Annotated in this window: 23 protein-coding genes; 13 read left to right on the top strand and 10 right to left on the bottom strand. The window is 43.1% G+C overall.

What is annotated here, in order from left to right; genetic code table 11:
- Positions 1–8: 8 nt before the first annotated feature.
- The 3 genes from AB5123_RS03360 (at position 9) to sigE (ending at position 3,107) form a co-directional block, all read left to right on the top strand.
- The gene (locus AB5123_RS03360) at positions 9–1,421 is read left to right on the top strand and encodes an aminopeptidase (protein ID WP_046440354.1); all 1,413 of its coding nucleotides are present in this window, start codon (positions 9–11) and stop codon (positions 1,419–1,421) included.
- A gap of 119 nt (positions 1,422–1,540) precedes the next feature.
- Positions 1,541–2,371, top strand: coding sequence for a sigma-E processing peptidase SpoIIGA (locus AB5123_RS03365; protein WP_302839029.1), 831 nt, complete (start codon positions 1,541–1,543; stop codon positions 2,369–2,371).
- Positions 2,372–2,387: 16 nt separating this feature from the next.
- Positions 2,388–3,107 (top strand): RNA polymerase sporulation sigma factor SigE, encoded by a 720-nt coding sequence (sigE, locus tag AB5123_RS03370; RefSeq protein WP_051706493.1) that lies wholly within the window; start codon positions 2,388–2,390, stop codon positions 3,105–3,107.
- A gap of 38 nt (positions 3,108–3,145) precedes the next feature.
- On the opposite strand, the gene AB5123_RS03375 is transcribed toward sigE, so the two are convergent.
- A complete protein-coding gene (locus tag AB5123_RS03375) occupies positions 3,146–3,922 on the bottom strand; it encodes a LytTR family DNA-binding domain-containing protein (RefSeq protein WP_330019265.1) in 777 nt (258 codons plus the stop codon).
- 217 nt (positions 3,923–4,139) lie between these two features.
- On the opposite strand from AB5123_RS03375, the gene AB5123_RS03380 reads away from it, so the two are divergent.
- From AB5123_RS03380 to AB5123_RS03425, 10 genes are all read left to right on the top strand, one after another.
- Positions 4,140–5,186, top strand: a complete 1,047-nt coding sequence (locus AB5123_RS03380; protein ID WP_242988902.1) for a bifunctional glycosyltransferase family 2/GtrA family protein — start codon at positions 4,140–4,142, stop codon at positions 5,184–5,186.
- Positions 5,176–6,291 carry a phosphodiester glycosidase family protein gene (locus AB5123_RS03385; RefSeq protein ID WP_337812584.1) on the top strand — a complete coding sequence of 372 codons (1,116 nt, stop codon included), beginning with the start codon at positions 5,176–5,178 and terminating at the stop codon, positions 6,289–6,291. The genes AB5123_RS03380 and AB5123_RS03385 overlap by 11 nt, the downstream gene beginning before the upstream one ends.
- Before the next feature lie 2 nt (positions 6,292–6,293).
- Positions 6,294–6,503, top strand: coding sequence for a hypothetical protein (locus tag AB5123_RS03390; protein ID WP_038671587.1), 210 nt, complete (start codon positions 6,294–6,296; stop codon positions 6,501–6,503).
- Positions 6,504–6,641: 138 nt separating this feature from the next.
- Positions 6,642–7,412, top strand: coding sequence for an RNA polymerase sporulation sigma factor SigG (gene sigG / locus AB5123_RS03395; protein ID WP_337812585.1), 771 nt, complete (start codon positions 6,642–6,644; stop codon positions 7,410–7,412).
- Between the two features lie 181 nt (positions 7,413–7,593).
- Complete coding sequence (locus AB5123_RS03400; protein WP_337812586.1) at positions 7,594–8,379, top strand: sporulation initiation factor Spo0A C-terminal domain-containing protein; 786 nt, start codon at positions 7,594–7,596, stop codon at positions 8,377–8,379.
- Between the two features lie 64 nt (positions 8,380–8,443).
- A complete protein-coding gene (locus tag AB5123_RS03405) occupies positions 8,444–8,734 on the top strand; it encodes a YlmC/YmxH family sporulation protein (protein WP_278642979.1) in 291 nt (96 codons plus the stop codon).
- Positions 8,735–8,909: 175 nt separating this feature from the next.
- The gene (rpsB, locus tag AB5123_RS03410; protein WP_038671579.1) at positions 8,910–9,653 is read left to right on the top strand and encodes a 30S ribosomal protein S2; all 744 of its coding nucleotides are present in this window, start codon (positions 8,910–8,912) and stop codon (positions 9,651–9,653) included.
- A gap of 75 nt (positions 9,654–9,728) precedes the next feature.
- Positions 9,729–10,649 (top strand): translation elongation factor Ts, encoded by a 921-nt coding sequence (gene tsf, locus AB5123_RS03415; RefSeq protein WP_022287299.1) that lies wholly within the window; start codon positions 9,729–9,731, stop codon positions 10,647–10,649.
- 225 nt (positions 10,650–10,874) lie between these two features.
- Entirely contained in the window at positions 10,875–11,204 is a 330-nt protein-coding gene (locus AB5123_RS03420; RefSeq protein ID WP_046440343.1) for a hypothetical protein, read from the top strand.
- A 4-nt stretch (positions 11,205–11,208) separates the two neighbouring features.
- Positions 11,209–11,466 (top strand): hypothetical protein, encoded by a 258-nt coding sequence (locus tag AB5123_RS03425; protein WP_038671575.1) that lies wholly within the window; start codon positions 11,209–11,211, stop codon positions 11,464–11,466.
- A 484-nt stretch (positions 11,467–11,950) separates the two neighbouring features.
- Here the strand turns inward: AB5123_RS03425 and AB5123_RS03430 are convergent, their stop codons facing one another.
- The 9 genes from AB5123_RS03430 to AB5123_RS03470 form a co-directional block, all read right to left on the bottom strand.
- Positions 11,951–12,610, bottom strand: a complete 660-nt coding sequence (locus tag AB5123_RS03430; RefSeq protein WP_278945900.1) for an HAD family phosphatase — start codon at positions 12,608–12,610, stop codon at positions 11,951–11,953.
- 14 nt (positions 12,611–12,624) lie between these two features.
- Positions 12,625–13,743 carry a class I SAM-dependent RNA methyltransferase gene (locus AB5123_RS03435; RefSeq protein WP_117892865.1) on the bottom strand — a complete coding sequence of 373 codons (1,119 nt, stop codon included), beginning with the start codon at positions 13,741–13,743 and terminating at the stop codon, positions 12,625–12,627.
- A gap of 49 nt (positions 13,744–13,792) precedes the next feature.
- Positions 13,793–16,015 carry a transglycosylase domain-containing protein gene (locus tag AB5123_RS03440; protein ID WP_337811942.1) on the bottom strand — a complete coding sequence of 741 codons (2,223 nt, stop codon included), beginning with the start codon at positions 16,013–16,015 and terminating at the stop codon, positions 13,793–13,795.
- A 179-nt stretch (positions 16,016–16,194) separates the two neighbouring features.
- Complete coding sequence (locus AB5123_RS03445) at positions 16,195–18,153, bottom strand: bifunctional 4-hydroxy-3-methylbut-2-enyl diphosphate reductase/30S ribosomal protein S1 (RefSeq protein ID WP_022287303.1); 1,959 nt, start codon at positions 18,151–18,153, stop codon at positions 16,195–16,197.
- On the bottom strand, positions 18,154–19,485 hold the full coding sequence (gene cmk, locus AB5123_RS03450) for a (d)CMP kinase (RefSeq protein WP_368364528.1): 1,332 nt from the start codon (positions 19,483–19,485) through the stop codon (positions 18,154–18,156). It abuts the gene before it with no gap.
- A 12-nt stretch (positions 19,486–19,497) separates the two neighbouring features.
- A complete protein-coding gene (locus tag AB5123_RS03455; RefSeq protein WP_368364529.1) occupies positions 19,498–20,733 on the bottom strand; it encodes an NAD(P)/FAD-dependent oxidoreductase in 1,236 nt (411 codons plus the stop codon).
- Positions 20,730–21,602 (bottom strand): MurR/RpiR family transcriptional regulator, encoded by an 873-nt coding sequence (locus tag AB5123_RS03460; RefSeq protein ID WP_022287306.1) that lies wholly within the window; start codon positions 21,600–21,602, stop codon positions 20,730–20,732. The genes AB5123_RS03455 and AB5123_RS03460 overlap by 4 nt, the downstream gene beginning before the upstream one ends.
- Before the next feature lie 56 nt (positions 21,603–21,658).
- Positions 21,659–21,874: a DUF3006 domain-containing protein gene (locus AB5123_RS03465; protein ID WP_138337116.1), complete on the bottom strand. Its 216-nt coding sequence runs from the start codon at positions 21,872–21,874 to the stop codon at positions 21,659–21,661.
- A gap of 1 nt (position 21,875) precedes the next feature.
- Entirely contained in the window at positions 21,876–22,817 is a 942-nt protein-coding gene (locus tag AB5123_RS03470) for a ComEC/Rec2 family competence protein (protein ID WP_368364530.1), read from the bottom strand.
- Between the last annotated feature and the right edge of the window lie 10 nt (positions 22,818–22,827).

Here is a 22,827-nt window from a genome sequence, read left to right on the forward strand (position 1 = left end):
ACTTTACAATGGATAACAAGAAGAAAGAAAAGTCCGAGGGCGAAAAGCTTGCAGAAAAGCTTCTTTCGGATAAGAAAAACGGTGGACTTCGCCTTAGCGAAGAAAAAATCAAAAAGGCAGACAAGTTCTGCGAGGGCTATAAAAGCTTTCTGAACACTGCAAAGACAGAGCGTGAGGCTGTTATCGAGGCAGTGGCTCAGGCTGAAAAAGCAGGCTTCAAGCCTTATGAAAAGGGCAAGAAGTATGACGCCGGCGACAAGTTCTATTTTGTAAACAGAGGAAAGGCTATCATACTTACAGTTATGGGCAAGGACGGTCTTGAAAAAGGTATCAGACTTGCTGCTGCTCATATCGACTCACCACGTCTTGACCTTAAGCAGAACCCACTTTACGAGGACAAGGAACTTTGCCTGTTCAAGACACACTATTACGGCGGCATAAAAAAATATCAGTGGACAACTGTTCCAATGTCACTTCATGGCGTTGTTATAAAGGCTGACGGCGAAAGCGTTACAGTAAATATCGGCGAGGACAAGGACGACCCTGTTTTCTGCGTAACTGATATCCTGCCACACCTTGCAGACGCTCAGATGAAAAGACCTGCTCCACAGCTCATCAAGGGCGAGGAGCTTAATCTGCTCATAGGCTCCAGACCATTCAGAGATGACGCTGTTTCAAACAAGGTAAAACTCAACATAATGGCTATTCTTAACGAGAAATACGGCATCGTAGAGGACGATTTCGTTTCCGCAGAGCTTGAAGCTGTTCCTGCATTCAAGGCACAGGACGTTGGCTTTGACAGAAGCATGGTAGGCTCTTATGGTCAGGACGACAGAGTTTGTGCATACACAGCTTTGCAGGCTATCCTCAAATGCAAAGACCCTAAAAAGACCTGCATGACCATACTCACAGACAAGGAAGAAACAGGAAGTGACGGCAACACAGGACTTAACAGCTCATATCTGCCATACTTCATTGCTGACCTTGCAAAGGTATACGGACTTGAGGGCAGAAATGTTATCTCTGCTTCTGAGTGCCTTTCAGCAGACGTAAATGCGGCATATGACCCAACATTCTCAGAGCCGTTCGAGATAAGAAACTCATCACAGATAAACTACGGCGTTGTTGCCACAAAGTTCACAGGCGCAAGAGGCAAGTCAGGCACTTCCGATGCTTCTGCTGAATTTGTGGGCAGAGTAAGAAAGCTCTTTGACGAACACAACATCGTTTGGCAGACAGGCGAGCTTGGCAAGGTCGACGGCGGCGGTGGAGGAACTGTCGCACAGTATATCGCAAACCTTGACATGAACGTTATCGACGTTGGCGTACCAGTGCTTTCAATGCACGCACCATTTGAGATAACCTCGAAGATAGACACTTATATGGCATATAAGGCTTTCTCAGTTTTCTTTGCTGACTAATTTGATATCAAATAAGCATATCCGCTTTCCCATTTGGGGAGGGCGGATCTTTTTTTGTCCCCATTGCGACAATTTTTCCATCCAAGCAGTGCTATCATAATATCAAAGGGAGGAACGCCATGAAAATTTACATAGATATACTCCTTGTGACAAACGCCATTATGACGCTTATCATGCTGGAAGCGGCAGGCAGGATATGTCACAAGGTCATAAGTCCGCTGCGGCTGTTGACAGCTTGCTCGGTGGGAGGACTTTCGTCGCTTGTTATGGCTATAGACAGCAGAGGATATTTCACTGCAGTTCTTATTGTGGTGATAAAGCTTGTCAGTGCGGTATTCTCAGTGCTTATAGCCTTTGGGTGTAAAGACCCTTGGCAACTACTTCGATACTTTATAATATACTGTGCAGTGGACGCAGTTTTCACGGGTATAGTGGTGACCCTTTGGCAGATATCAGGTAGCAAGGTGATTTTTTTCAGAAACCTCACTGTGTATTTTGACATCTCTCTATTTAAGCTTGCCCTTGCCTGCGGTATAGCATATGGTCTGCTCTGTCTTTATGAGAACATCACACGCAGGTGTTTCAACAAGGTCGCAAAATACGAAGCCATATACGAAAATGGTGGCTGTATAGTGAAAGTCCCTGCCATATGCGACAGCGGGAACAGGCTTTGCGACAGCTTCACAGGAACGCCAGTGGTGGTTTTCTGCTGTGACAGGCTTTTCTATCACTACGACCTTGACCGTGACGAGCCTGACCCTCTAAGCGGTTTCAGGCTTATCCCCTGCTCTACTGTCAGCGGTGAGGGAATTATCCACATAACCGCCGCAGGGAGCGTAAAGATAATCGACGATAAAGACCGTGTACACAACGTCAGATGCTATGTGGGCATAAAGCCCTCGCTAAACGGAAAATCACGGGCTATATTCAACCCCGCATTGCTGGGATAATACAGGAGGAATACAAATGACCACACTTAAAACACTCGCTCTAGGGCTGAACAGATTTTTGAGCCGTTTGTTTTCAGACGACCCCGAAACTATAGATTACCTAAATGGTGCAGATTCGTTACCGCCGCCTCTAAACAAAGAGGAAGAGAAAAAAGCCTTTGAGCTTCTTGAAACAGACCCCAAAAAAGCCCGAGAACTGCTTATCGTGCATAATCTCAGGCTTGTGGTATATATAGCAAAGAAGTTTGAGTCAACAGGCACAGGCATAGAGGATCTTATCTCAATAGGCTCTATAGGGCTGATCAAGGCGGTGAACACCTTCTGTCCTGATAAAAACATCAAGCTCGCGACCTATGCTTCACGGTGCATAGAAAACGAGATACTTATGTTTCTGAGAAAATCAAATCAGTATAAAAATGAAATATCCATAGACGAACCGCTGAATGTTGACTGGGACGGCAACGAACTGCTTTTATCTGATATTCTAGGCACCGATGACGACACCGTGAACAAGGGCATAGAAAGCGAAGTTGAGAAACAGCTTCTTCTGGAGGAGATCGAAAAGCTCTGCCCTCGTGAAAAGCAGATAATGAAAATGCGATTTGGGCTTTCAGGCAAAAAAGAAATGACCCAGAAGCAGGTCGCTGATGAAGTCGGTATATCTCAATCCTACATATCAAGACTTGAAAAGCGGATAATAAAATCCATACGGCGAAATTTAGAAAAAATATGCTGATTAAAAAACTGGCGAACACGCAAAATGTTCACCAGTTTTTATGTTATATGGGATAATTTTGTTTTCACAGCAGTGTAATTCTTCTCAGAAATAGGGATCACCTTGCCATATGTAAGTTCTATTCTGTAACGGCTTATACGGCTTACATATTCAGGATTTACAAGATAATTTTCATGACAGCGCACAAACATATCCCTATATCGTCTTTCAAACACCTTAAGGCTCTGCACTGATTCAAATGAGCCGTCAATGGTATATATGACGCAGTGACTGCCACTGCTTTCCACATAAGCTATCCATGACCTATCCAGAAAAACAAGCGACCTGTCTACGCCATTTACTATCACTCTCTTTGTACGCCTTTCACCTGAACAGACATTTTTCTTGTATATTTCTTCATAATGTACAGGATATATCCTGTCACGTTCATCATATTTAATGGCATTGGAAATGTGACAAAGCCTTATTTTTTCCTCACCGTTCTCGCTCACCCATGTAAACTGCATCCTTTGATCTGCTCTCCCAACACTGCTGTCAGGCCAAATCGTATCCAAAATGAAAAACATTATGACCTCGCAGGAACATTCCGTAAGACCTATGGAAAACACCTTTAGGTCGCTGAGCACAAATTCAAGCTTGTGTTCTTCTTGCGAAAAAGCATCAACAAGCGCCTTTCTGGTGCGTATCACATGCTTCTCAGCAGGACCTATCCACAGAATGTCTTCATGACAGGCATTAAGAAAGCTGTCTATCTCGTTATTGTAGTACTTAGTGAGAATATCGGCTGAACGTGTTTCAAGAACTCTATATTCCATGAAATCAAATCCTCCGTTTGCTGAATTAATTTGTACATTTTTTATTGTTTCTTCTATTATACGACATTTTTATTATTTTGTCAATAATACTGACACAATTTCATTTTCGCAAAATTTCGACAGATAAACTATGTATAAATTCTTCAGAAGTTTTATTGTAATTTTAAAGCATATGTGATATACTTAGACCATACGATAAATGAAAGGAGAAGATATCTTGGCGATAGATAGATTTTATGCGGTGATACCCGCTTATGAGCCTGATGAAAAAATGCTGGCTGTTATTGACGATATATCTTCATTGACCGATTTTCATATAATTGTCATTAATGACGGCAGCGGCAAGGATAAGCTGCCGATTTTTGCCGAAGCCGCAAAAAAAGCCATAGTTCTCACCCATGAGGTAAACAAAGGCAAGGGGCGTGGCATAAAAACCGCACTTGAATACATAAAAGAACATGAAGCCGATACTGTGGGCATCGTCATTGCGGACGCAGACGGACAACACAAGGTGGAGGATATAATAAGGGTGTCGGAAGCCCTGAAAAGCTCCCCCGACAAGCTTATTATGGGTTGTCGCAGATTTTCGGGAAAGATACCACTGCGAAGCAAATTCGGCAACAACATCACAAAATTCGTTTTCTCATTTGCCGCAGGAGTAAAGGTAAGCGACACGCAGACGGGCTTGCGTGGCTTTTCCTCAAAGCTCATACCTTTTATGCTGTCGGTAAACGGTGACAGATATGAGTTTGAGATGAATATGCTACTTGAATGTGCAAGAGAAGGCATAAGATTCTATGAAGTGCCTATCGAAACAGTTTACCTTGGCAAAAACGAGTCATCACATTTTAATCCTATCAAAGACTCATGGAGAATATACAAGGATATACTGAAATTCTCATGCTCATCACTTCTTAGCTTCTGCGTGGACTATATTTGCTACAGCATTTTCGCAATGATAAGCGGGAACGTAGCGTTTTCTAACATATGTGCAAGAGTGATAAGCTCCATTTTCAACTTTTCCATGAATAAAAAATTCGTCTTTAAAAATAAGGAAGGCATTGCAAAGACAGCTGCAAAATACTTTCTGCTTGCCGCATTCATACTAGCTGCAAACACAATAATGCTAGAGCTATGTGTGAAATATCTCATACACAACAAATATATCAGCAAAATACTTATAGAAGTGCTGCTTTTCTTTATAAGCTGGGCGGCGCAAAAAAGTTTCGTTTTCAGAAAGAGGGAAAGAAAAATTGACGAATAAGACAAAAAAGCCAATGCCTGTCTGGGCAATGATCATAACGGACGTTGTGCTTACAGCGGCAGCGATAGGCGTGTTCATGCTTTTTGACTACGTTATGCCGCAAAGTTCAGGAATAAAGGGAGAAGTGATCGCAACAGTTGACAGCTCCGCAGAGGGTAGCTTCACCCTGCCAAATGCGGCTGACAACTCGCAGGCAGAAAGCACTGCGCAGGACGACAGCGAGCCTGCAGTTACCACAACAGCTCCGCAGGCAGAAAAGGCTACAACCACACTGCGTACTGAGCAGACGAACCGCAGAAACTGGGGCAATCAGGACACTGCCGACTATCGTTCAGACCAGAACGCTATAAGCAGTATAACAAACGGTGCCATAACCTCTGAGGAGCTTGGCTCGGCTTCAACTGACAATGCTCAGGTGACATTATACAAAAAATCTATCGGTGAGGGAAGCAACAAGATAACCTATTTTGTGGCTGATGTTTATGTCACAAGCGCAAGCGAGATAAAAGCCGCCTTTGCAGACGGAGAATTCGGTAAGAACATCAAGGACTCAGTATTCAGTATGGCGGTGGAAAACAAAGCTCTTTTCGCCATAAACGGTGATTTCTATGGTAATTCAGAACGCAGTATCGTTATAAGAAACGGTATAAAATACCGTGATGATGTCAACGACGCAGACGTGTGCGTGCTGTTCACAGACGGCACAATGCAGACCTACTCCCCGTCTGAATATGACAGCGACGCTGTTATAGCAAAAGGTGCATGGCAGGCTTGGAACTTTGGTCCTGCACTTCTTGACGGAAGTGGCAACGTTCTTGAAACGTTCAACACAACAAAATATCTCAACAGTGCAAATCCACGTTCAGCTATCGGCTGTGTGTCGGCAGGCCACTATATTTTCGTGACAGTTGACGGCAGAAACGAAGGCTACTCAAAGGGCGCAACTCTCAGCGAGCTTGCGGCTATCATGAGCGATGAGGGCTGTATGTCTGCGTTCAATCTTGACGGTGGAAAGTCCGCTATGATGTACTTCAACAAAAGCATTGTGAACGCTCCTGACGGCGGTGGACGTGACCTCAGTGACATTATCTATATAGGAGGATAAAAATGAAAAGACTAAGCAAAATTCTCCCACATATCACGATAATACTTGCGGGAATGTTCATTGTATTCTGGATATTGGATATACTCAACCCTACAATGAATTTCATAAACAGAAAAATATCCAACAAGCTTCTGCTGGCGTTTTGCATATCAGCCATAATAACAGCGATACTAGCGGTCTACTATCAGCGCAAGAGCGACAGAAAAGAATAGAACTAATGCAGAGTCACACGGCTCTGCATTTTTTTATGGTCAGATTTTCCTGAAAAATATCTGTATAGTTCCTGATTGAAAGGTAATAATTATATTATCACAGCAGCATAAAATGCTGCTTTTTAACAGGAGCGTGCGATGCAGTACAATAAAGTTGAGATAAGCGGAGTGAACACCAATGAGCTTAAAACGCTGAAAGAGTCGGAAAAGCTGGAGCTTTTGAAAAAAGCCCATTCAGGTGACAAGAAAGCCCGTGAGGAGCTTATAAACGGCAATCTCAGGCTCGTGCTGAGCGTTTTGCAGAAGTTTGTGAGCCGAAGCGACTCCCCTGACGACCTTTTTCAGGTGGGAGTTGTGGGGCTTATCAAGGCGATAGATAATTTCGATACCTCTCTTGATGTGAAGTTTTCTACCTACGCTGTGCCTATGATAGCAGGAGAGCTTAGAAGATTTCTTCGTGATTTTCAACCCATGAGGGTGAGCCGTTCTCTCCGTGACCTTGCTTATAAAGCAATGCAGGCGAAAGAACAGCTCATATGTGAAAACCAGAAAGAGCCTACTGTTGAGCAGATAGCAGACACTATCACCGAAAAGCCTAGTCAGGTGGTCATTGCCCTTGAAGCCATAACCGACCCGGTCTCACTCTATGAGCCTGTGTATTCTGACAACGGCGACGCTCTTTATGTATTGGATCAGGTGAGCGACTCCTATGACGATAAAAGCTGGCTTGAAGAGCTTTCATTGAAGCAAGCCATGAGCGAGCTTCAGCCTCGTGAACGTAATATACTCTTCCTGCGCTTTTTCAAAGGACAAACTCAGGTGGAGGTAGCAAAAAATATTGGCATCTCTCAGGCACAGGTATCACGGCTTGAAAAAGGTGCATTGGAACACATCAAGAAAAGTATCTAACGTCTGTCGCAATACGCTAAATCGACATTTGTGAATATTTTTGTTATATGCAATTACAATAAGGTCACGTTTTTGAAACAATTTGATTAATAATGTGCCATTAAAGTTGCTTGTAGTCAAAAAATTTGATATAATAATATAGGAGTTATTATGTTAAATCGTCATAAGGGAGTTGAAGTGTATGCTGACTGATTATTCGGTCCTTATTTCCGAGTCATATGACGGCCAGCATAAACTGTTGACCGAGGAACTGAAACGCAAGGGTACAAAGGTCCATATATGCGGTGATACTGAAATAGAGCTTGAGATAGGTGCTGTAAAATATACTCCTGACGTTATCGTTATTGACTGCTGTAAGCTGGGATATAAAAAGCTTCTGCATTTTCGTGAGATACTTCACGAAAATGACATTTATCCCATAATATATAACATCTACACTTATGATGACACAGAAACGATCCGTATTCTTCTCGATTATGATGATATTCTGCACATACTTATGCCATACGACGCTAAGAACGTATGCCACTATATGCTTGACAAGTTAAAAAGGATACCTGTCGATCCTGATATCCTTAGACAGAATATTTCAAAGGAGATACATAGGATCATAACATCAACGGGCATAAACCGCAAGCATTCAGGATATGACCATATCTACTACATGATATTCCTTCTTATATTCAAATATAACGGTAATAGAGTACAAATAGGCGAACTTTATAAGGACATTGAAAAACAATACGGAAAAAGCACTGCGGCTATTGAACGCTCAACAAGAAGTGCTATAGTTTCAGGCTGGGAAAAAATGAAGCCTGTGGATAAGCAAATGCTTTTTGAAAGTTGCCTTGCTAACGGAACAAAGCCTACAAATGCAATGTACATAAACACTATAGCTTTATATATAAAGCATTTGTATAACGATCAGTTGGAGATGTATTACAAAAACAAAAACGATCATACATAGGACGATCCCCAAAGTGCATACCTATTATAAAGGGTATGCACTTTTTTTGAAAGGGGAAAGTTTCATGATATGTAGTTTTTCAAGCTTGCGAAATAAAGAGGTCGTCAATATGCGAACAGGACTGAAAATAGGCTATGTTGATGATATAGAAATGGATACTCAGGGAGCGAATATAGTTTCACTGATCGTCTATGGCAAACCAAGGGCTTTCGGTATCATGGGCAGAGATGAGGATATTATCATAAAATGCTCGGATATCGAACTTATCGGCGAAGATACCATACTTGTAAAATTCAATGATAGTGCAGTATGCACAAAGAACAGAACTGTAAAAGTCGAAAATTTGTTAAAATAAATTGTCGAAAGCTCTTGAAATGAAATAGAAAATATGATATAATATTAAAGCAATTCGCACGGACAGGTTTTTGCCGTTGGTCCTGCCGTAAGACAGGTGAAAGCAAGTAAAGCCGTCCGGAGGATAAAAACATCTGCATAAGCAGAAATCTAAAACCAAACAGGAGGTTACTACAATGGGAGTAGTATCAATGAAGCAGCTTCTTGAAGCTGGTGTACACTTTGGTCACCAGACAAGAAGATGGAACCCTAAAATGGCTCCATACATTTTCACAGAAAGAAACGGAATTTACATCATCGATCTTCAGAAGACCGTTAAGAAGCTTGAAGAAGCTTATATGTTTATCCGTGACATCTCAGCTAATGGCGAAGAGGTACTTTTCGTAGGTACAAAGAAGCAGGCTGGAGATTCTATCAAGGAAGAGGCACTGAGAGCTAATGCACATTATGTAAATGCAAGATGGCTCGGCGGTATGATGACAAACTACAAGACGATCCAGCAGAGAATCAAGAGACTTGAGCAGCTCCACACAATGGAAGAGGACGGCACATTCGACCTTCTCCCTAAGAAGGAAGTTGTTAAGCTGAAGCTTGAGATAGAAAAGCTTGAAAAGTTCATGGGCGGTATCAAGAACATGAAGAAGCTTCCAGGCGCACTTTTCGTTGTTGACCCAAGAAAGGAAAAGATCGCTGTAGCAGAGGCTAAGAAGCTTGGCATACCTGTAGTAGCTATCGTTGACACAAACTGCGATCCTGACGATGTTGATTATGTTATCCCAGGTAACGATGACGCTATCAGAGCAGTTAAGCTTATCGCTGGTTGCATGGCTAACGCTATAATCGAAGGCAGACAGGGTGAGGACGCTGAGTCCGCTGAAGAGGCAGATAAGGTGGAAGAAGCTGACGAGGCTGCTGAATAAGAGCTGAAATTTCAGGCAGGCATTTATAGTATATTTGTCTGCCTATTTCGATATAAAACACTAGGAGGAATAATAATGGGTAAGGTATCCGTAGCAGAGATCAAAGAACTTATGACAGCAACAGGCGTTGGCATGATGGACTGCAAGAAGGCTCTTGTAGAAGCTGACGGCGATATGGAAAAGGCAGTAACACTTCTCCGTGAAAAGGGACTTGCTACACAGGCTAAGAAGAGCGGCAGAGTTGCAGCAGAGGGTATCTGCACAGCTGTAGTTAAGGGCAACGTAGGCTGCGTTCTTGAAGTAAACATCGAAACAGACTTTGCTGCTAACAATGATGAGTTCAAGGCTTTCGTTGCAGCAGTTGCTGATACAGTAATCGAGACAAACCCTGCTGACGTTGACGCACTTAAGGCAACAAAGATCAGCGGTGGTGACAAGACAGTTGAAGAGACACTTCAGGATCTGTTCATCAAGATCAGAGAGAACATGGTAATCAGAAGATTCAAGAGAATGGAAGGCATTCTTGTTCCTTACGTTCACGGTGCAGGCAGCATCGGCGTTATGGTAAAGCTTGATTCTGACATTGCAGCTGACAATGCTGAGCTCCTTGCTGCTGGTAAGGACTGTGCACTTCAGGTTGCAGCTATGAATCCTGCATACCTGAACAGAGAGGCTGTTCCTGCTGACGCTCTTGACAAGGAGAGAGAGATCATGCTGGCTCAGATGGCTGAGGATCCTAAGATGGCTAACAAGCCTGAGCAGGTAAAGCACAAGATCATCGACGGTAAGATCGGCAAATACTATTCTGAGAACTGCCTCCTTGAGCAGGCATTCGTTAAGGATGATAAGGTATCTGTTGGCAAGTACGTTGAATCTGTAGCTAAGAAGCTTGGCGGCAAGATCGACGTTGTTGAGTACGTTCGTTTCGAGAGAGGCGAAGGCGTAGAGAAGAAGGAAGAGAACTTTGCTGACGAAGTTGCAGCAATGACAAAGTAATCTTTCTGACATAAATGAAAGTCCCTCGGTGGTTAGCCGAGGGACTTTTTTTATGGGCTTTTGATTGTAACTTGTCAAGTTTAATTATACTGCGTCATTCGGCTATGCGATATAATATAAGTAGAAGTTAATATGTCTTCAGTAGAGAGTGTCTTAAATATAATATGCTCTCTTTTTTGTTGACCTTTTTCTTTTGTTGAGGTCAGCAACAGAGGGAAAATAGACTTGACAGAATCCTCTGAAAAGAGGTATAATGACAGAAAGGTAGTTGAAAATATAATGATAAATTCAATAAAAAAACCTATTAAATTGCCTATTGAGCAGAAACATACAGGTAAGGGCAATCCAAACGCTGTTTTTGGTATTGAGCTTAATAATCGCCAAAAGGATCTACTCGAAAAGCTTTCTGAGTTTGACAGCAAAGTAATAGTCGATAAGAAAAGCGTTAATATGGCTGATCTTTCGGCGTTGACTGCTCACACAGGTGATGAGTTCGCATTGTTCACAAAGGGCAAGAATAGGCTCATAATTCGTGGTAATTCCTCAAAGGAGTGATATTATGTGCAAGCTTTTTGATGAATGGAGAAACGAAATTAAAGATTATTGTAGGCAGCAGGGTCTTAACTTTGATACGGCTGAAAAGTTGTCACAATCCTGGAATAAGAATACGGTGGCGTTGTCTTACCGTGATCCAAGCAAAGGTTCAAATGGACTTCTTGATGATACTCCGTGTCCGTTGGTTTTGCTGATACGCCGTGAAAAGAATGGCAAGCTCGTTTTTGAGCAGACAGAACACACTAAAAAATATCTTGCGTAGTGTAGCTTTTTTAGTAGCGAAACTGAAAAACTATCTAAAAATGTATTGGAACGAAAAATAAGATAAGAAGCGGCATCCTCTGAACTTATAGCTCTTGACTTTTTATTAGCATTGTGATATAATAAAAATGACAAAAGGGTACTGCATAAGCCTATTGGCTAAGCGGTTTCTCCCAAAGATTTAGTGAAAAGAAACACCGTTACTTGTGAGATTATTGGCGGTGTTTCTTTTCGTGAGGGTTTGCCAAAGAAAAGTCTATTTTGTCAAGTAAAAGCGAAACGAAAAGCCCACTCAGTTTTGTAACTGAGTGGGTGTTTCTTTTCGTAAGCGTTTGCCAAAGAAAAGTCTATTCGCTCCTGCTGGGATGGAAATTCCTTGCATGGTCTGTTTTTTAGAGTAGGGTGCGGAGGATTTGACGAGTACATTGCATTTATTTCATCACACTTAAAACAAAGCCCCTCGGTGATAAGCCGAGGGGCTTTGTTTATGCTTTAAAATATTCAAGGACAGCGTCCAAACTGTCCATTTTCTTGTACACCATTGACAATATCTCATCTGTCGGTGCAATAAGATCTGGCACCATTATTGGTATCATCTTCGCATTATAAGCCGCCTTTATGCCATTGTAAGAGTCCTCTACAGCAACAGTTTTCTCAGGCCTTACTCCCAGCTTCTCACAGGCAAGTAAATATATCTCAGGCTGTGGCTTTGAATGTTTTATCATATCTCCGCCAATAACCACATGGAAATAATCAAGCAGACCTGCTCCCTTTAGATTTTTGATAACCCCTTTGTAAGACGTTGATGAAGCAAGTCCTACCTTTATATCACGCTCTTTAAGATAAGAAAGCAACTCCCTTGCTCCGCTTTTCAGAGGCAAACCACGCTCAGCGATAATATCTGCACAAATGGCTTTTGCTTCGTCATAAAGTTCGGGTATTGACACTTTGTCACCATATGCGGCTTCTAGGATAGCCATTGTGTCAACAGTGCTTCTGCCAATGCACTTCATAGCATTTTCGTGAACGTTGGTCAGACCATATTTCTTCCCAAGGCGCTCCCAGCTTTCAAGACCTATTACTTCGCTGTCGAAAATAACGCCGTCCATATCGAATACGATTCCGTCAAGTTCTGATAATTTCAAACCCACCACGCACCTCACTTGAAATACATATACAGATTACATTTTATCATGCCGTTGTAAAGCTTGCGCTTTTTGTCAGCCTTTTTGCCGAAAAACACCTCAAACTCCTCATGTGGGGAGATTATATAGCATGGGTTCTCCTTTGACGGGCAAAGTCTTTGTCCCATTTTCTTATAAAGCTCCTCAGCTTCCTTTATTTCAAGCATACGCTCGCCATATGGGGGATTGACAATTGTTATCGAACCCTCTATCTGGCTGTATTTTGAGATATCCTGCTGTTTTACTGTAAGCTTTGAGCCTACTCCTGCCTTTTTAGCGTTGTTTCTTGTAAGCTCTACCGCTATATCATCAACATCAAAGCCAAATGCCTTGAATGCACCTTGCCTGTCGATAGCGTCCATAGCCTCGGCTCTTGCATTGCGCCACGCTGTTTCAGGTATCTGTGACCACTGCTCTGCCGCAAAATTTCTTCTCAGACCAGGTGCAACTTTCAGTGCCTTGTATGCCGACTCAATAAGAAATGTACCTGAACCGCACATAGGATCCACCACAACTGAGTCCGCACGAACTCTTGCAAGGTCAACTATACCTGCGGCAAGTGTTTCCTTGATAGGTGCGTCGTTGGAATTTCTTCTGTAGCCACGCTTGTGAAGTCCTACACCTGATGTATCAAGATAGATAGTCGCAATGTCCTTATGAATAGCAAACTGTATCTGATGTTTCGCTGCAGTTTCCTCAAAATAGCTTATGCCATAGGCTTTTTCAAGTCTTTTAACGCAGGCTTTTTTGATTATCTTCTGACAATCAGGGATAGAATGAAGCTTTGAATTAAGGGCATGACCCTTAACAGGGAAAGCGTCTTCCCTGCCGATAAAGTTCTCCAGCGGAAGATTCATAACACCGTCAAAAAGCTGTTCAAAGCTTTCTGATCTAAAGCTGCCAAGCTCGATAAGAACACGCTCTCCTGTGGCGATCCAAAGATTTGCCTTTGCAAGCACGTCAAAGCCACCTTCAAAGCTTATCTTGCCGTCAGTTGTGGTAAGATTTTCACCGCCTATCTTTTTTATCTCATATGCAAGCACGCTTTCAAGCCCAAAATGGCATGGAACGCACATTCGCAGTTTATTTTCCATAATGATTTCCTTTCAAAAAAGCCTCCATAGAGTTATGGAGGCTTTAATTTTAATGATTTCCGCTACAATACTCAGGCTCGTTGGATTTCTTGTAATATCCAGTTGCCGTGCTATAGCATGAATTTGACGCAAGCTTACCTGTCTTTGTGCAGTAGGTGAGCTTTTCAACTGTATCAGGCATTTTGAAAGTCTTGTCAAATGACTTATGCTTCTCATTCTCAGCGATATCACCAAAAACGTTCTTCCAAATCGCACCGATATTCTGATACTCGTTCGTAGGGATAGTGGCAGGGTTTTCATAACCTATCCAGATACCTGAAACGTAGTCAGGAGTACAGCCTACAAATGAGAGGTCAAACCAGTCAGATGAAGTACCTGTCTTACCGACAAGGTCAGTATTGTTTAGCTTAGCATATCTACCAGTACCGTCCTGCTGAGTTATAACATTCTGCATCATTCTGTTCATAACGTAAGCTGTAGACTCGCTGATAGCCTGCTTGTATCCGTCGCTCTTTTCATAGATAGCGTTTCCGTCAGCGTCCTCTACCTTTGAAACGTAGGTAACGTCATACTTCTTACCGCCATTGCCGAATATCATATAAGCGCCTACAAGCTCCTCAAGCTTAGTACCATTTGTAAGACCGCCGACAGTTACTGGTGAATAGTCAGCGTCGGAGTCTGCAAGCGTAGTGATGTCAAGCTTTTCCTTAAGGAAGTTATAGGAGTAAACAGGCTTCATTTTCTTTATCAACTGTGCAGGAAGCGTATTAAGCGACCTTGTGAGCATTTCTACAGTTGTAAGCTGCTGATAAGACCAGTTTGCACTGTCGCCTGTTTCAGAATAGTTTACAGGCCACTTTTTGTCCTTGCCCTTTACCTTAATAGTGATAGGCTCATCAGTGAACAGGGTTGACCATGTCATAAGATCCTGATCCAGCGCAGGAGCGTATGAAGCTATAGGCTTGATACAAGAACCTGGCGAACGTTTGGCATCAGTAGCAATATTATAAACTCTCGACTCCTCTTTCTTATCACGTCCGCCAACGATAGCCTTAACGTTGCCCTGGTAGTCCATAGCGATAAAGCCTGACCACAGATTATCATCCTTTTTGTTCATTTCATAGGTGGTGAAATTACTTTGCTTCTGCATTTCCTTCTCGACCTTCTTCTGCATACTTCTGTCAACAGTGGTATATGCAGTAAATCCGCCGTCATAAAGTCTTGCGGAAGCGTCCTCCCATGAAATGCCATAATAGTCAGCGATTATCTGTATAGTCTGATTGATAGCAGCGTCCATGAAATAAGATGTCGGACCCTGATCTTTTGTTTCGTCCTCATAGATAGTTGAGCTTGTGTAGGTTATATCGCCTGTTATTTTAAGCTCATAGTTGAGGGCTTCGTTATATTCCTGCTCAGAAATTGCACCGTTATCGAGCATATGATCAAGCGTATACTTCTGTCTGAGCTTGTTGTTTTTCATATTATCATATGGGTTGTTTGCAGCAGGCCAGCTTGTCATACCCGCAAGTGAAGCTGCCTCAGCAAGGTTAAGATCCTTTACGTCCTTGCCAAAATAGAAGTTTGCAGCAGCCTGAACTCCGATGATATCATACTCCTGAGTTGTCAGTGGCACAAGGTTAAGATAGCTTTGGAGGATATCTTCCTTTGTGTAGGTCTTTTCCACGTTGATAGAACGGAAGATCTCTCGTATCTTACGCTCGATACCATGGATAGAATCTCTGGAGTCATCACCCGTGATGTTCTTGATAGTCTGCTGAGTGATAGTCGAACCACCTATCTGTCTGCCGCCGTATATCGGAATGAATACATTGACAAATGAAGCGAACGTTCTCTTGAAGTCAACGCCGTCATGAGAATAAAATCTCTCGTCCTCGGTGTACACAAAAGCGTCCTGAACATACTGAGGGATATCCTCAAGATCAGCCCATACAACGTGCTTATTGCTGTTTTTCAGAGCATAATAAAGGTCATACTCCTGTGAATCCTCATCATCTTCATCATAGTCAGGGTTGACAGACAAAAATCTCGAAATGTTGCTTGTTTCCGTCTTGTCAAGGCTGATAGTTGTTGTGGTATCTGCAAAGTTAAGGACGTAAATAGTCAGAACTGTTGCAAATATAGAACAGGTGATAATGAGTATCAGGAATATCGACAGCAAAGCTGTGCCTAATATTTTGAGAACTCTGACAGCAGGATTAGTGGATCTTTTCTTTTTGCGTTTTTTCACTGCCGTGTTTTTTATTTCATCCATAAATTTAACCTTTCGTCTTTATTTGATCTGATATTATTATACCACATACGAATCAAAAAGTTAAGTCTTTTCGGTAAATCTTTAGTTTTTTCTAAGGATTTTTTGACAGAACAAAGCTGCCGTTATTTCATTGAAAATAAAAAACGAGGGCGATCACTCGCCCCCATGAATTTTATTGCTTATTCAGCGTCCTCAGAAGCCTCGTCATCAGCAGGAAGCAAAGCTCTCATAGACAGGCTGATCCTCTTCTTGTCGAGATCAATCTCTGTGATCTGGCAATCAACTACCTGACCTACAGAAAGGATATCTGCAACATTGTTTACTCTCTGGTTAGCGATCTGAGAGATATGGATAAGACCGTCGATACCATCAATGATCTGTGCAAAAGCACCAAAGCTTGTGATAGAAACAACAGTAGCCTTAACTACCTGACCTACCTCATAGTTAGCCTTGAAGATCTCCCATGGATTCTCAGAAGCCTTCTTATATGTCAATGAAACCTTCTTTGTTTCGCTGTCGATATCCTTGATAGTAACAGTGATCTTATCGCCAACAGAAACAACGTCTGAAGGGTGCTTGATCCTGTTCCAAGAAAGATCCATTCTTCTGATAAGACCGTCAACACCACCGAGATCTACGAATACGCCGTAATCTGTGATAGACTTAACTGTACCCTCTACCTCAGAACCGATCTGAGCTGTCTCAAAGAACTTAGCCTGAGCTGCTGCTCTTTCCTCTCTTGCTACTGCACGGATAGAACCAACTGCTCTCTGCTTAGCCTCGTTTACCTCAAGGATCTTGAAGCTTACTGACTGCTTGAGCAGATCGTTAAGATCGAAATCTCTTCTTGGAGCTGCCTGTGAAGCAGGGATAAATACCTTAACACCGTTAGCTGATACGAGTACACCGCCCTTAACAACGTTTGTAACTGTACCTGTAAGTGTAGCGTCAGCTTCCTTAGCCTCAACTATCTTCTGGAAACCAAGAACTGCGTCAACCTTCTTCTTAGAAAGTGTAACGATACCCTCCTGGTCATTTGTCTTAAGAACGATCAGATCGATCTTGTCGCCTACCTTTACGATATCCTCTGGCTTCTTAGTAGGATCATCTGTAAGTTCAGATGCAGGAATATAGCCTGTGTGCTTTGTTCCGATATCTACGGCTACTTCACCGTTATTGATATCGGTGACAACGCCCTCAACCTTCATTCCCGTATGTATTTTTTTCAGAGTCTTTTCCAGTTCCTCCTCAAAATTAAATTCTTCGTCAACATTGTTCAACATTTCACTCATGGTCTGTTGTACCTCCTTGATTATATAAGCCGGCGTCGATGCACCAGCAGAAATCCCGATAAATTTTGCACCTGATAAGTCAATATCACATGCCCTCAGTCCTTCGGCGTCCTCCACAAGCCAACATTTGCAATATTCATCGCATATGGCTTTAAGCTTGTGAGTATTGGAGCTGTGCAGCCCTCCGACTATTATCATTATGTCGGCAGCCTTCGCAAGCTCCGCCGCCTCCTTCTGTCTTTCAGAAGTGGCACTGCATATGGTGTTATACACCACAGCCTCAGGCAGATACCTCTCAAAAAGCTCTTCGCACTTTCTCCACATATTCTTATTATACGTTGTCTGAGCCAGAATTGCAACCTTTTTTGACGAAAAATCTTTCTCTTTCACCAAATTTTCAAAATCGTCACATGAACTGAACACATAACTCTCTCCGCTGCAATGACCTCTTATACCCATTATTTCCGGGTGAGCCTCATCACCTGCGATAAGAATAACGTATCCCTCGCCCGATTTTTCGGCTGCTATCTTGTGTATCCTTGCCACAAAGGGACAGGTAGCGTCAATTACTTCCGCACCTACCTTTGCAAGCTTTTCATACACGTCCAGTCCAACTCCGTGGGATCTGATAACAACTGTCTGGTCTTTCGTGACCTTATCCACATCGGTGGAGTAAACTCCTTTTGCTTCAAGGTCAGAAACTACGTTTGGATTGTGAATGATTGGGCCTAACGTTACAACATTATTTCGGTTATCTAATTCATTATACACTATTTTTACGGCTCTGTCTACTCCAAAACAGAAACCTGCGGTCTTTGCAACGCAAATTTTACACTTTGTTAACATTTAATGTACCAGCTCCGTGATATTTTTCATGATCTCGTTCTTGATAGTCCTAAGAGAATGAGGGTCGGTGGCTGTAACGCCTATCTCGCAAGGCACTATAGGCTTTCCAAATCTTACAACTACACGCTTTCTGAATTTGAGCTTGCCCTCGAAATTGATACCAACAGGGACCACAGGCACCTGAGCCACAGCCGCCACCAATGCAACGCCGGTTTTGCCCGTTCCTACCTTGCCGTCCTTTGAACGTGTTCCCTCAGGGAAGATGACAAGGTTTCTGCCCTTTTCAAGCTTCTCTATAGATGTGTCTATTACCTGAGTGTCGCCCTTTCCTCTTGTAACAGGGAATGCTCCGAACGCTTTTATAAGCAGAGTGAAGAACACATTCTGATGAAAAAGCTCCTCCTTAGCCATATAAGACAGCGGCACTTTTGTTGGCAGTGCGATAAAAACAGGGTCCTGATAGCTTCTGTGGTTTGAAGCGAATATATTCCCGCCGTCCTTTGGGATATTTTCCGTACCCTCGAAAGTGATGTTAAAATACAGATGATAAAGTCCGATAACGATATATCTCAGCACTGTGTACCAAAACATATGGAAATGACCAAGCCTGTGTTCTTTTTTCACAGGTCTGACAGGCATTATCTCTTTTATCTTACGCTCTTTTTTTTTAGTCTTGTCGGTTATTACATTGTAGATAGCCTCAACAGACTCTTCAAGAGTCAACTCAGTAGAGTCCACCTCAACAGCGTCATCAGCCTTTTTCAGCGGTGCTATCTCTCTGTGTGTATCGTTATAGTCACGCTGGATTATATCCTGTAATACCTCGTCATATGTAGACTTGTCGCCCTTTTCCTGAAGCTCCTTGAAACGTCTTTCTGCTCTTGCCTCTGGAGCGGCTGTGAGGAATATCTTCACGTCAGCGTTTGGCAAAACCACAGTGCCGATATCTCTGCCGTCCATGATGATGTTGTTTTCCTTTGCGATATTCTTCTGAAGTTCAAGCAGAAATTCTCTTACCTCAGGTATAGCAGACACCTTTGACGCACCCATGGATATCTCAGGCGTTCTTATTTTGTCTGAAACGTCCTCGTCATTGAGCATTACTCTTTGCCCTGCTTCTGTGTAGCAAAGCTTTATGGATATCTCACCAAGAAGGGGTTTTATCTGCTCAGGGTCAGAAAGGTCTGCACCCTTGCTTATAACATAATAAGCTATAGAGCGGTACATCGCACCTGTGTCTACATATACATATTCAAGCTTTTTCGCTACCGCCTTTGCGATAGTGGACTTTCCTGCTCCGGAAGGTCCGTCGAGAGCCACGTTTATTCCCATATCAAAATCTCCTTATCCTATTTTATCCGCACAGCTATACGCCGTGGAAAACGCTGTCTGCAAATTAAAACCGCCTGTATAAGCGTCAACGTCAAGCACCTCACCGATAAAGTAAAGTCCTTTACACAGCTTTGACTCCATTGACCGTGGGTCTATCTGCGAAACATCAACTCCTCCACGAGTGATTATAGCCTCCTCCACAGGACGCATACACTTCACTGTGAACGTTAGCTTTTTCACTGTGGAAACAAGCCTTTCACGCTCCTCACGGGTTATCTGATTGACCTTTTTCTCAGGGTCGATGCCGCACCTTTTTATTATAAGTGGTATTATCTTTGAAGGCAGCAACTTACCCAGTGAATTCTGAAAATCTCTGTTTGGAAAATCACCGAAATCACGAAGTATCCTGCTGTCAAGCTGTTCATGGCTCAGTGCAGGTTTAAGGTCGATATCCATATAATACCGTGACTTGTTCATATCACCAAGGTGAGCCGAAGCCGAAAGCACAAGCGGTCCGCTCAGACCAAAGTGTGTGAAAAGCATTTCCCCAAGCTCGTGGAAAAGTGGTTTATCTCTGTCCTCTTCACGAAGCGTCAAGGTGCAGTTTCTAAGGGAAAGCCCCATTGCAGAAGCACATTCCTCACGCTCATAAGTGACTACAGGGCAAAGTGACGGAGTTATTGCCGTGACCTTATGCCCCACAGACTTCGCAAGCCTATAGCCGTCGCCTGTTGAGCCTGTCCGTGGATAGGACTTTCCGCCAGTTGCAACGATAACGCTGTCTGCGTAATAATCCCCATGCTCGCATTTAAAGCCCTCTGCTCTGCCATCCTTTATGATAAGCTCTTTTACCTCATCGTCGATAAACTGCACACCACTGTCCTCACAGGCTTTCACAAGTGCTTTTACGATATCCTTTGCGTTGTCGCTCACAGGGAACACCCTGTTGCCACGCTCAGTTTTAAGCTCCACACCAAGACACTCAAAAAAGCTCATAACGTCCTCTGGAGCAAATCTGCTCAGAGCTGAATACATGAACTTGCTGTTGCGTGGGATATTTTTCATAACAGTGTCAGCGGTACAGTTGTTTGTGACGTTACACCTGCCCTTGCCTGTTATCATGAGTTTTCTGCCCTGACAGCCGCTATGCTCGATAACAGCAACGCTCTTTCCACGCCAGCCAAGCTGAACTGCGCAGAACATTCCTGCCGCACCTGCGCCTGCTATAACTGCGTCAAATCTTCTCACTGTGTATCTTCCTCGCTTTTTGCGTAAACGTCATACTCAGCCCAAACCTTTTCAAGACGTTCAAAGGTCTGGGACACTCTGTCGATATTTCTTATTGATACCGCAACGATAAGTGCATTTATAAGGCTCAGCGGTGCAACGAGAGAGTCAACAAATGAAGCCATATCACTTCTTGCAAGAAGCAGGCTGTCTGCATACTTTGCGATAGGCGAAGCCTTTGAGTCTGTTATCGCTATAACGTTCGCACCGTTGCTCTTTGCATACTTCAAAGCCTTAACAGTCTGCTTTGAATATCTTGGGAAAGATATACCTATCATGGCGTCCTTTTCGTCTATTCTCATTATCTTTTCAAAAAGCTCGGAAGTAGTCGTACTCTGAACGAGCTTTACATGGGGGAAAATAAGTCCCAGATAATAAGCAAGGAACGAAGCGATAGAAGCTGCACTTCTTGTACCCATTATGTAAAGGGTATTGCAGGATACGATAGTGTCAACGGCATTGTTAAAGTCCTCCTTTGAGGTTTCCTCCAAAGTACGCCTTATCTTGTCGATGTCGAGATTGAGTACCCTTTCAAGCACGTTGTCACTGCTCATAAGGTCGGAAGTGACCTCTATTCTCTGAACAGTTGTAAGCTTGTTTCTCATAAGCTCCTGCAAGCCTTTTTGAAGGGCAGGATAGCCGTCATAGCCAAGCTCTGAGGCAAATCTTACCACCGTTGATTCGCTGACGCCCACAGTTTTTCCAAGCTTCTGAGCCGTCATAAAAGCCGCTTTGTCATAGTGGGAGAGAATGTAGTTCGCAATAAGCTTGTGTCCCTTTGATAAGCCTGAAAGCTTTTCATTGATAAGCGTAAATAAATCTTTTTCCATTTCTATCTATACCTTTCAGCATATTTTTTAGGCATATCGCATCATACGGTGTTGCCTTAAGCCCACAGATCCTCCTGTAGGGCGAGTATCCTTTTTCTTCTTTCTTCCGTCTTGTCCTTGTCCGGGATATAAACGCCGTCCTTTAAGATAAGCACGTCACCCTCGTGAACGTCTTTTGTTCCAGAAAGCGGTATATCCTTTTTTTCTCCCTGCTCAGTTTCGCACACGGCATAGCCGTTTTCTATCCTGTCAACTATAAAAATCTCTTCCATATCACTTTTCTCCCTTTTCAGCAGAAACGCTCAACCCCTCGCCATCTGAGCTGAAAACTATCGTTCCCACATCTGCAGTGACATACAAATGGGAAGCATATTTTTTCAGCCTTGTGACAGTTTCCTCGTGTGGGTGACCATACTTGTTGCCCTTACCGCAGGATATAACAGCATATCTCGGCATGACCTTGTTAAGAAAATCGACCCCCGAAGAAGTGGAACTGCCATGATGACCTGCTTTAAGCACCTTTGCAGAAACGTCATAACCCTGAGAAAGTATATCTTTCTCCTCAGTGGTCTCGCAATCCCCCGTGATAAGAAAGCTGTTCTCACCGTCTGTTATCTTCACAAGTGTGGAATAGTTATTAAGATCATCATAATCCTTTTTGGGTGTGAAAAGCTTCACCTTACAGCTTCCAAGCTCAAATTCCATAGGCTTTACCTGTGTTATCTTCAAGCCCTTTGCCTTTATGCTTTTGAGCATTTTCTCATATATCGTTGTGGTGGGCGTCATATCAGCCTTGACTTTCGGCATAATGAATTTATCCACCTGAAACTGGTCAATTATCTCGCTCATTTCACCAATATGGTCAGCGTGAGGGTGGGTGGCAATGAGGTATTTTAACTCTGTCACTCCCTGCTTTTCAAGATATTTTTCTATTTTATTGCTGTCATCTTTATCGCCACTGTCAATGAGCATAGCCTCCCCTTGTGATATCACAAGGGTGCTGTCGCCCTGACCAACGTCGATAAAATGCACCTCTGTCTGAGCGTGTTCCGCCGGCTTGTCCTCAACGCCTGCCTTGATAAGCAAGCTGTCGAAAGAAACTAACCCTGTCAGGTCAAGCACTGTAAAAAGCAGCACCACAAAAACCGCTATGAGCGTTACCGCCTTTTTAAGCGGTGCTGTCGAATTTTTCTTTTTTGCAGATCTGCCTGCCATGTTATCCCTT

Source organism: Ruminococcus sp. RTP21204st1_B2_RTP21204_210225 (assembly GCF_040914135.1).
Taxonomy (GTDB): Bacteria; Bacillota; Clostridia; order Oscillospirales; family Ruminococcaceae; genus Hominimerdicola; species Hominimerdicola aceti.

Excerpts from the sequence above, each read along its gene's own strand:
- AB5123_RS03445 (WP_022287303.1), bottom strand. The coding sequence starts at position 18,153 with ATGTTAACAAAGTGTAAAATTTGCGTTGCAAAGACCGCAGGTTTCTGT.
- AB5123_RS03460 (WP_022287306.1), bottom strand. The coding sequence starts at position 21,602 with ATGGAAAAAGATTTATTTACGCTTATCAATGAAAAGCTTTCAGGCTTA.
- sigG (WP_337812585.1), top strand. The coding sequence starts at position 6,642 with ATGCAGTACAATAAAGTTGAGATAAGCGGAGTGAACACCAATGAGCTT.
- AB5123_RS03360 (WP_046440354.1), top strand. The coding sequence starts at position 9 with ATGGATAACAAGAAGAAAGAAAAGTCCGAGGGCGAAAAGCTTGCAGAA.
- AB5123_RS03465 (WP_138337116.1), bottom strand. The coding sequence starts at position 21,874 with ATGGAAGAGATTTTTATAGTTGACAGGATAGAAAACGGCTATGCCGTG.
- rpsB (WP_038671579.1), top strand. The coding sequence starts at position 8,910 with ATGGGAGTAGTATCAATGAAGCAGCTTCTTGAAGCTGGTGTACACTTT.
- sigE (WP_051706493.1), top strand. The coding sequence starts at position 2,388 with ATGACCACACTTAAAACACTCGCTCTAGGGCTGAACAGATTTTTGAGC.
- AB5123_RS03470 (WP_368364530.1), bottom strand. The coding sequence starts at position 22,817 with ATGGCAGGCAGATCTGCAAAAAAGAAAAATTCGACAGCACCGCTTAAA.
- AB5123_RS03425 (WP_038671575.1), top strand. The coding sequence starts at position 11,209 with ATGTGCAAGCTTTTTGATGAATGGAGAAACGAAATTAAAGATTATTGT.
- AB5123_RS03375 (WP_330019265.1), bottom strand. The coding sequence starts at position 3,922 with ATGGAATATAGAGTTCTTGAAACACGTTCAGCCGATATTCTCACTAAG.
- AB5123_RS03365 (WP_302839029.1), top strand. The coding sequence starts at position 1,541 with ATGAAAATTTACATAGATATACTCCTTGTGACAAACGCCATTATGACG.
- cmk (WP_368364528.1), bottom strand. The coding sequence starts at position 19,485 with ATGGGAATAAACGTGGCTCTCGACGGACCTTCCGGAGCAGGAAAGTCC.
- AB5123_RS03400 (WP_337812586.1), top strand. The coding sequence starts at position 7,594 with ATGCTGACTGATTATTCGGTCCTTATTTCCGAGTCATATGACGGCCAG.
- AB5123_RS03390 (WP_038671587.1), top strand. The coding sequence starts at position 6,294 with ATGAAAAGACTAAGCAAAATTCTCCCACATATCACGATAATACTTGCG.
- tsf (WP_022287299.1), top strand. The coding sequence starts at position 9,729 with ATGGGTAAGGTATCCGTAGCAGAGATCAAAGAACTTATGACAGCAACA.
- AB5123_RS03435 (WP_117892865.1), bottom strand. The coding sequence starts at position 13,743 with ATGGAAAATAAACTGCGAATGTGCGTTCCATGCCATTTTGGGCTTGAA.
- AB5123_RS03440 (WP_337811942.1), bottom strand. The coding sequence starts at position 16,015 with ATGGATGAAATAAAAAACACGGCAGTGAAAAAACGCAAAAAGAAAAGA.
- AB5123_RS03405 (WP_278642979.1), top strand. The coding sequence starts at position 8,444 with ATGATATGTAGTTTTTCAAGCTTGCGAAATAAAGAGGTCGTCAATATG.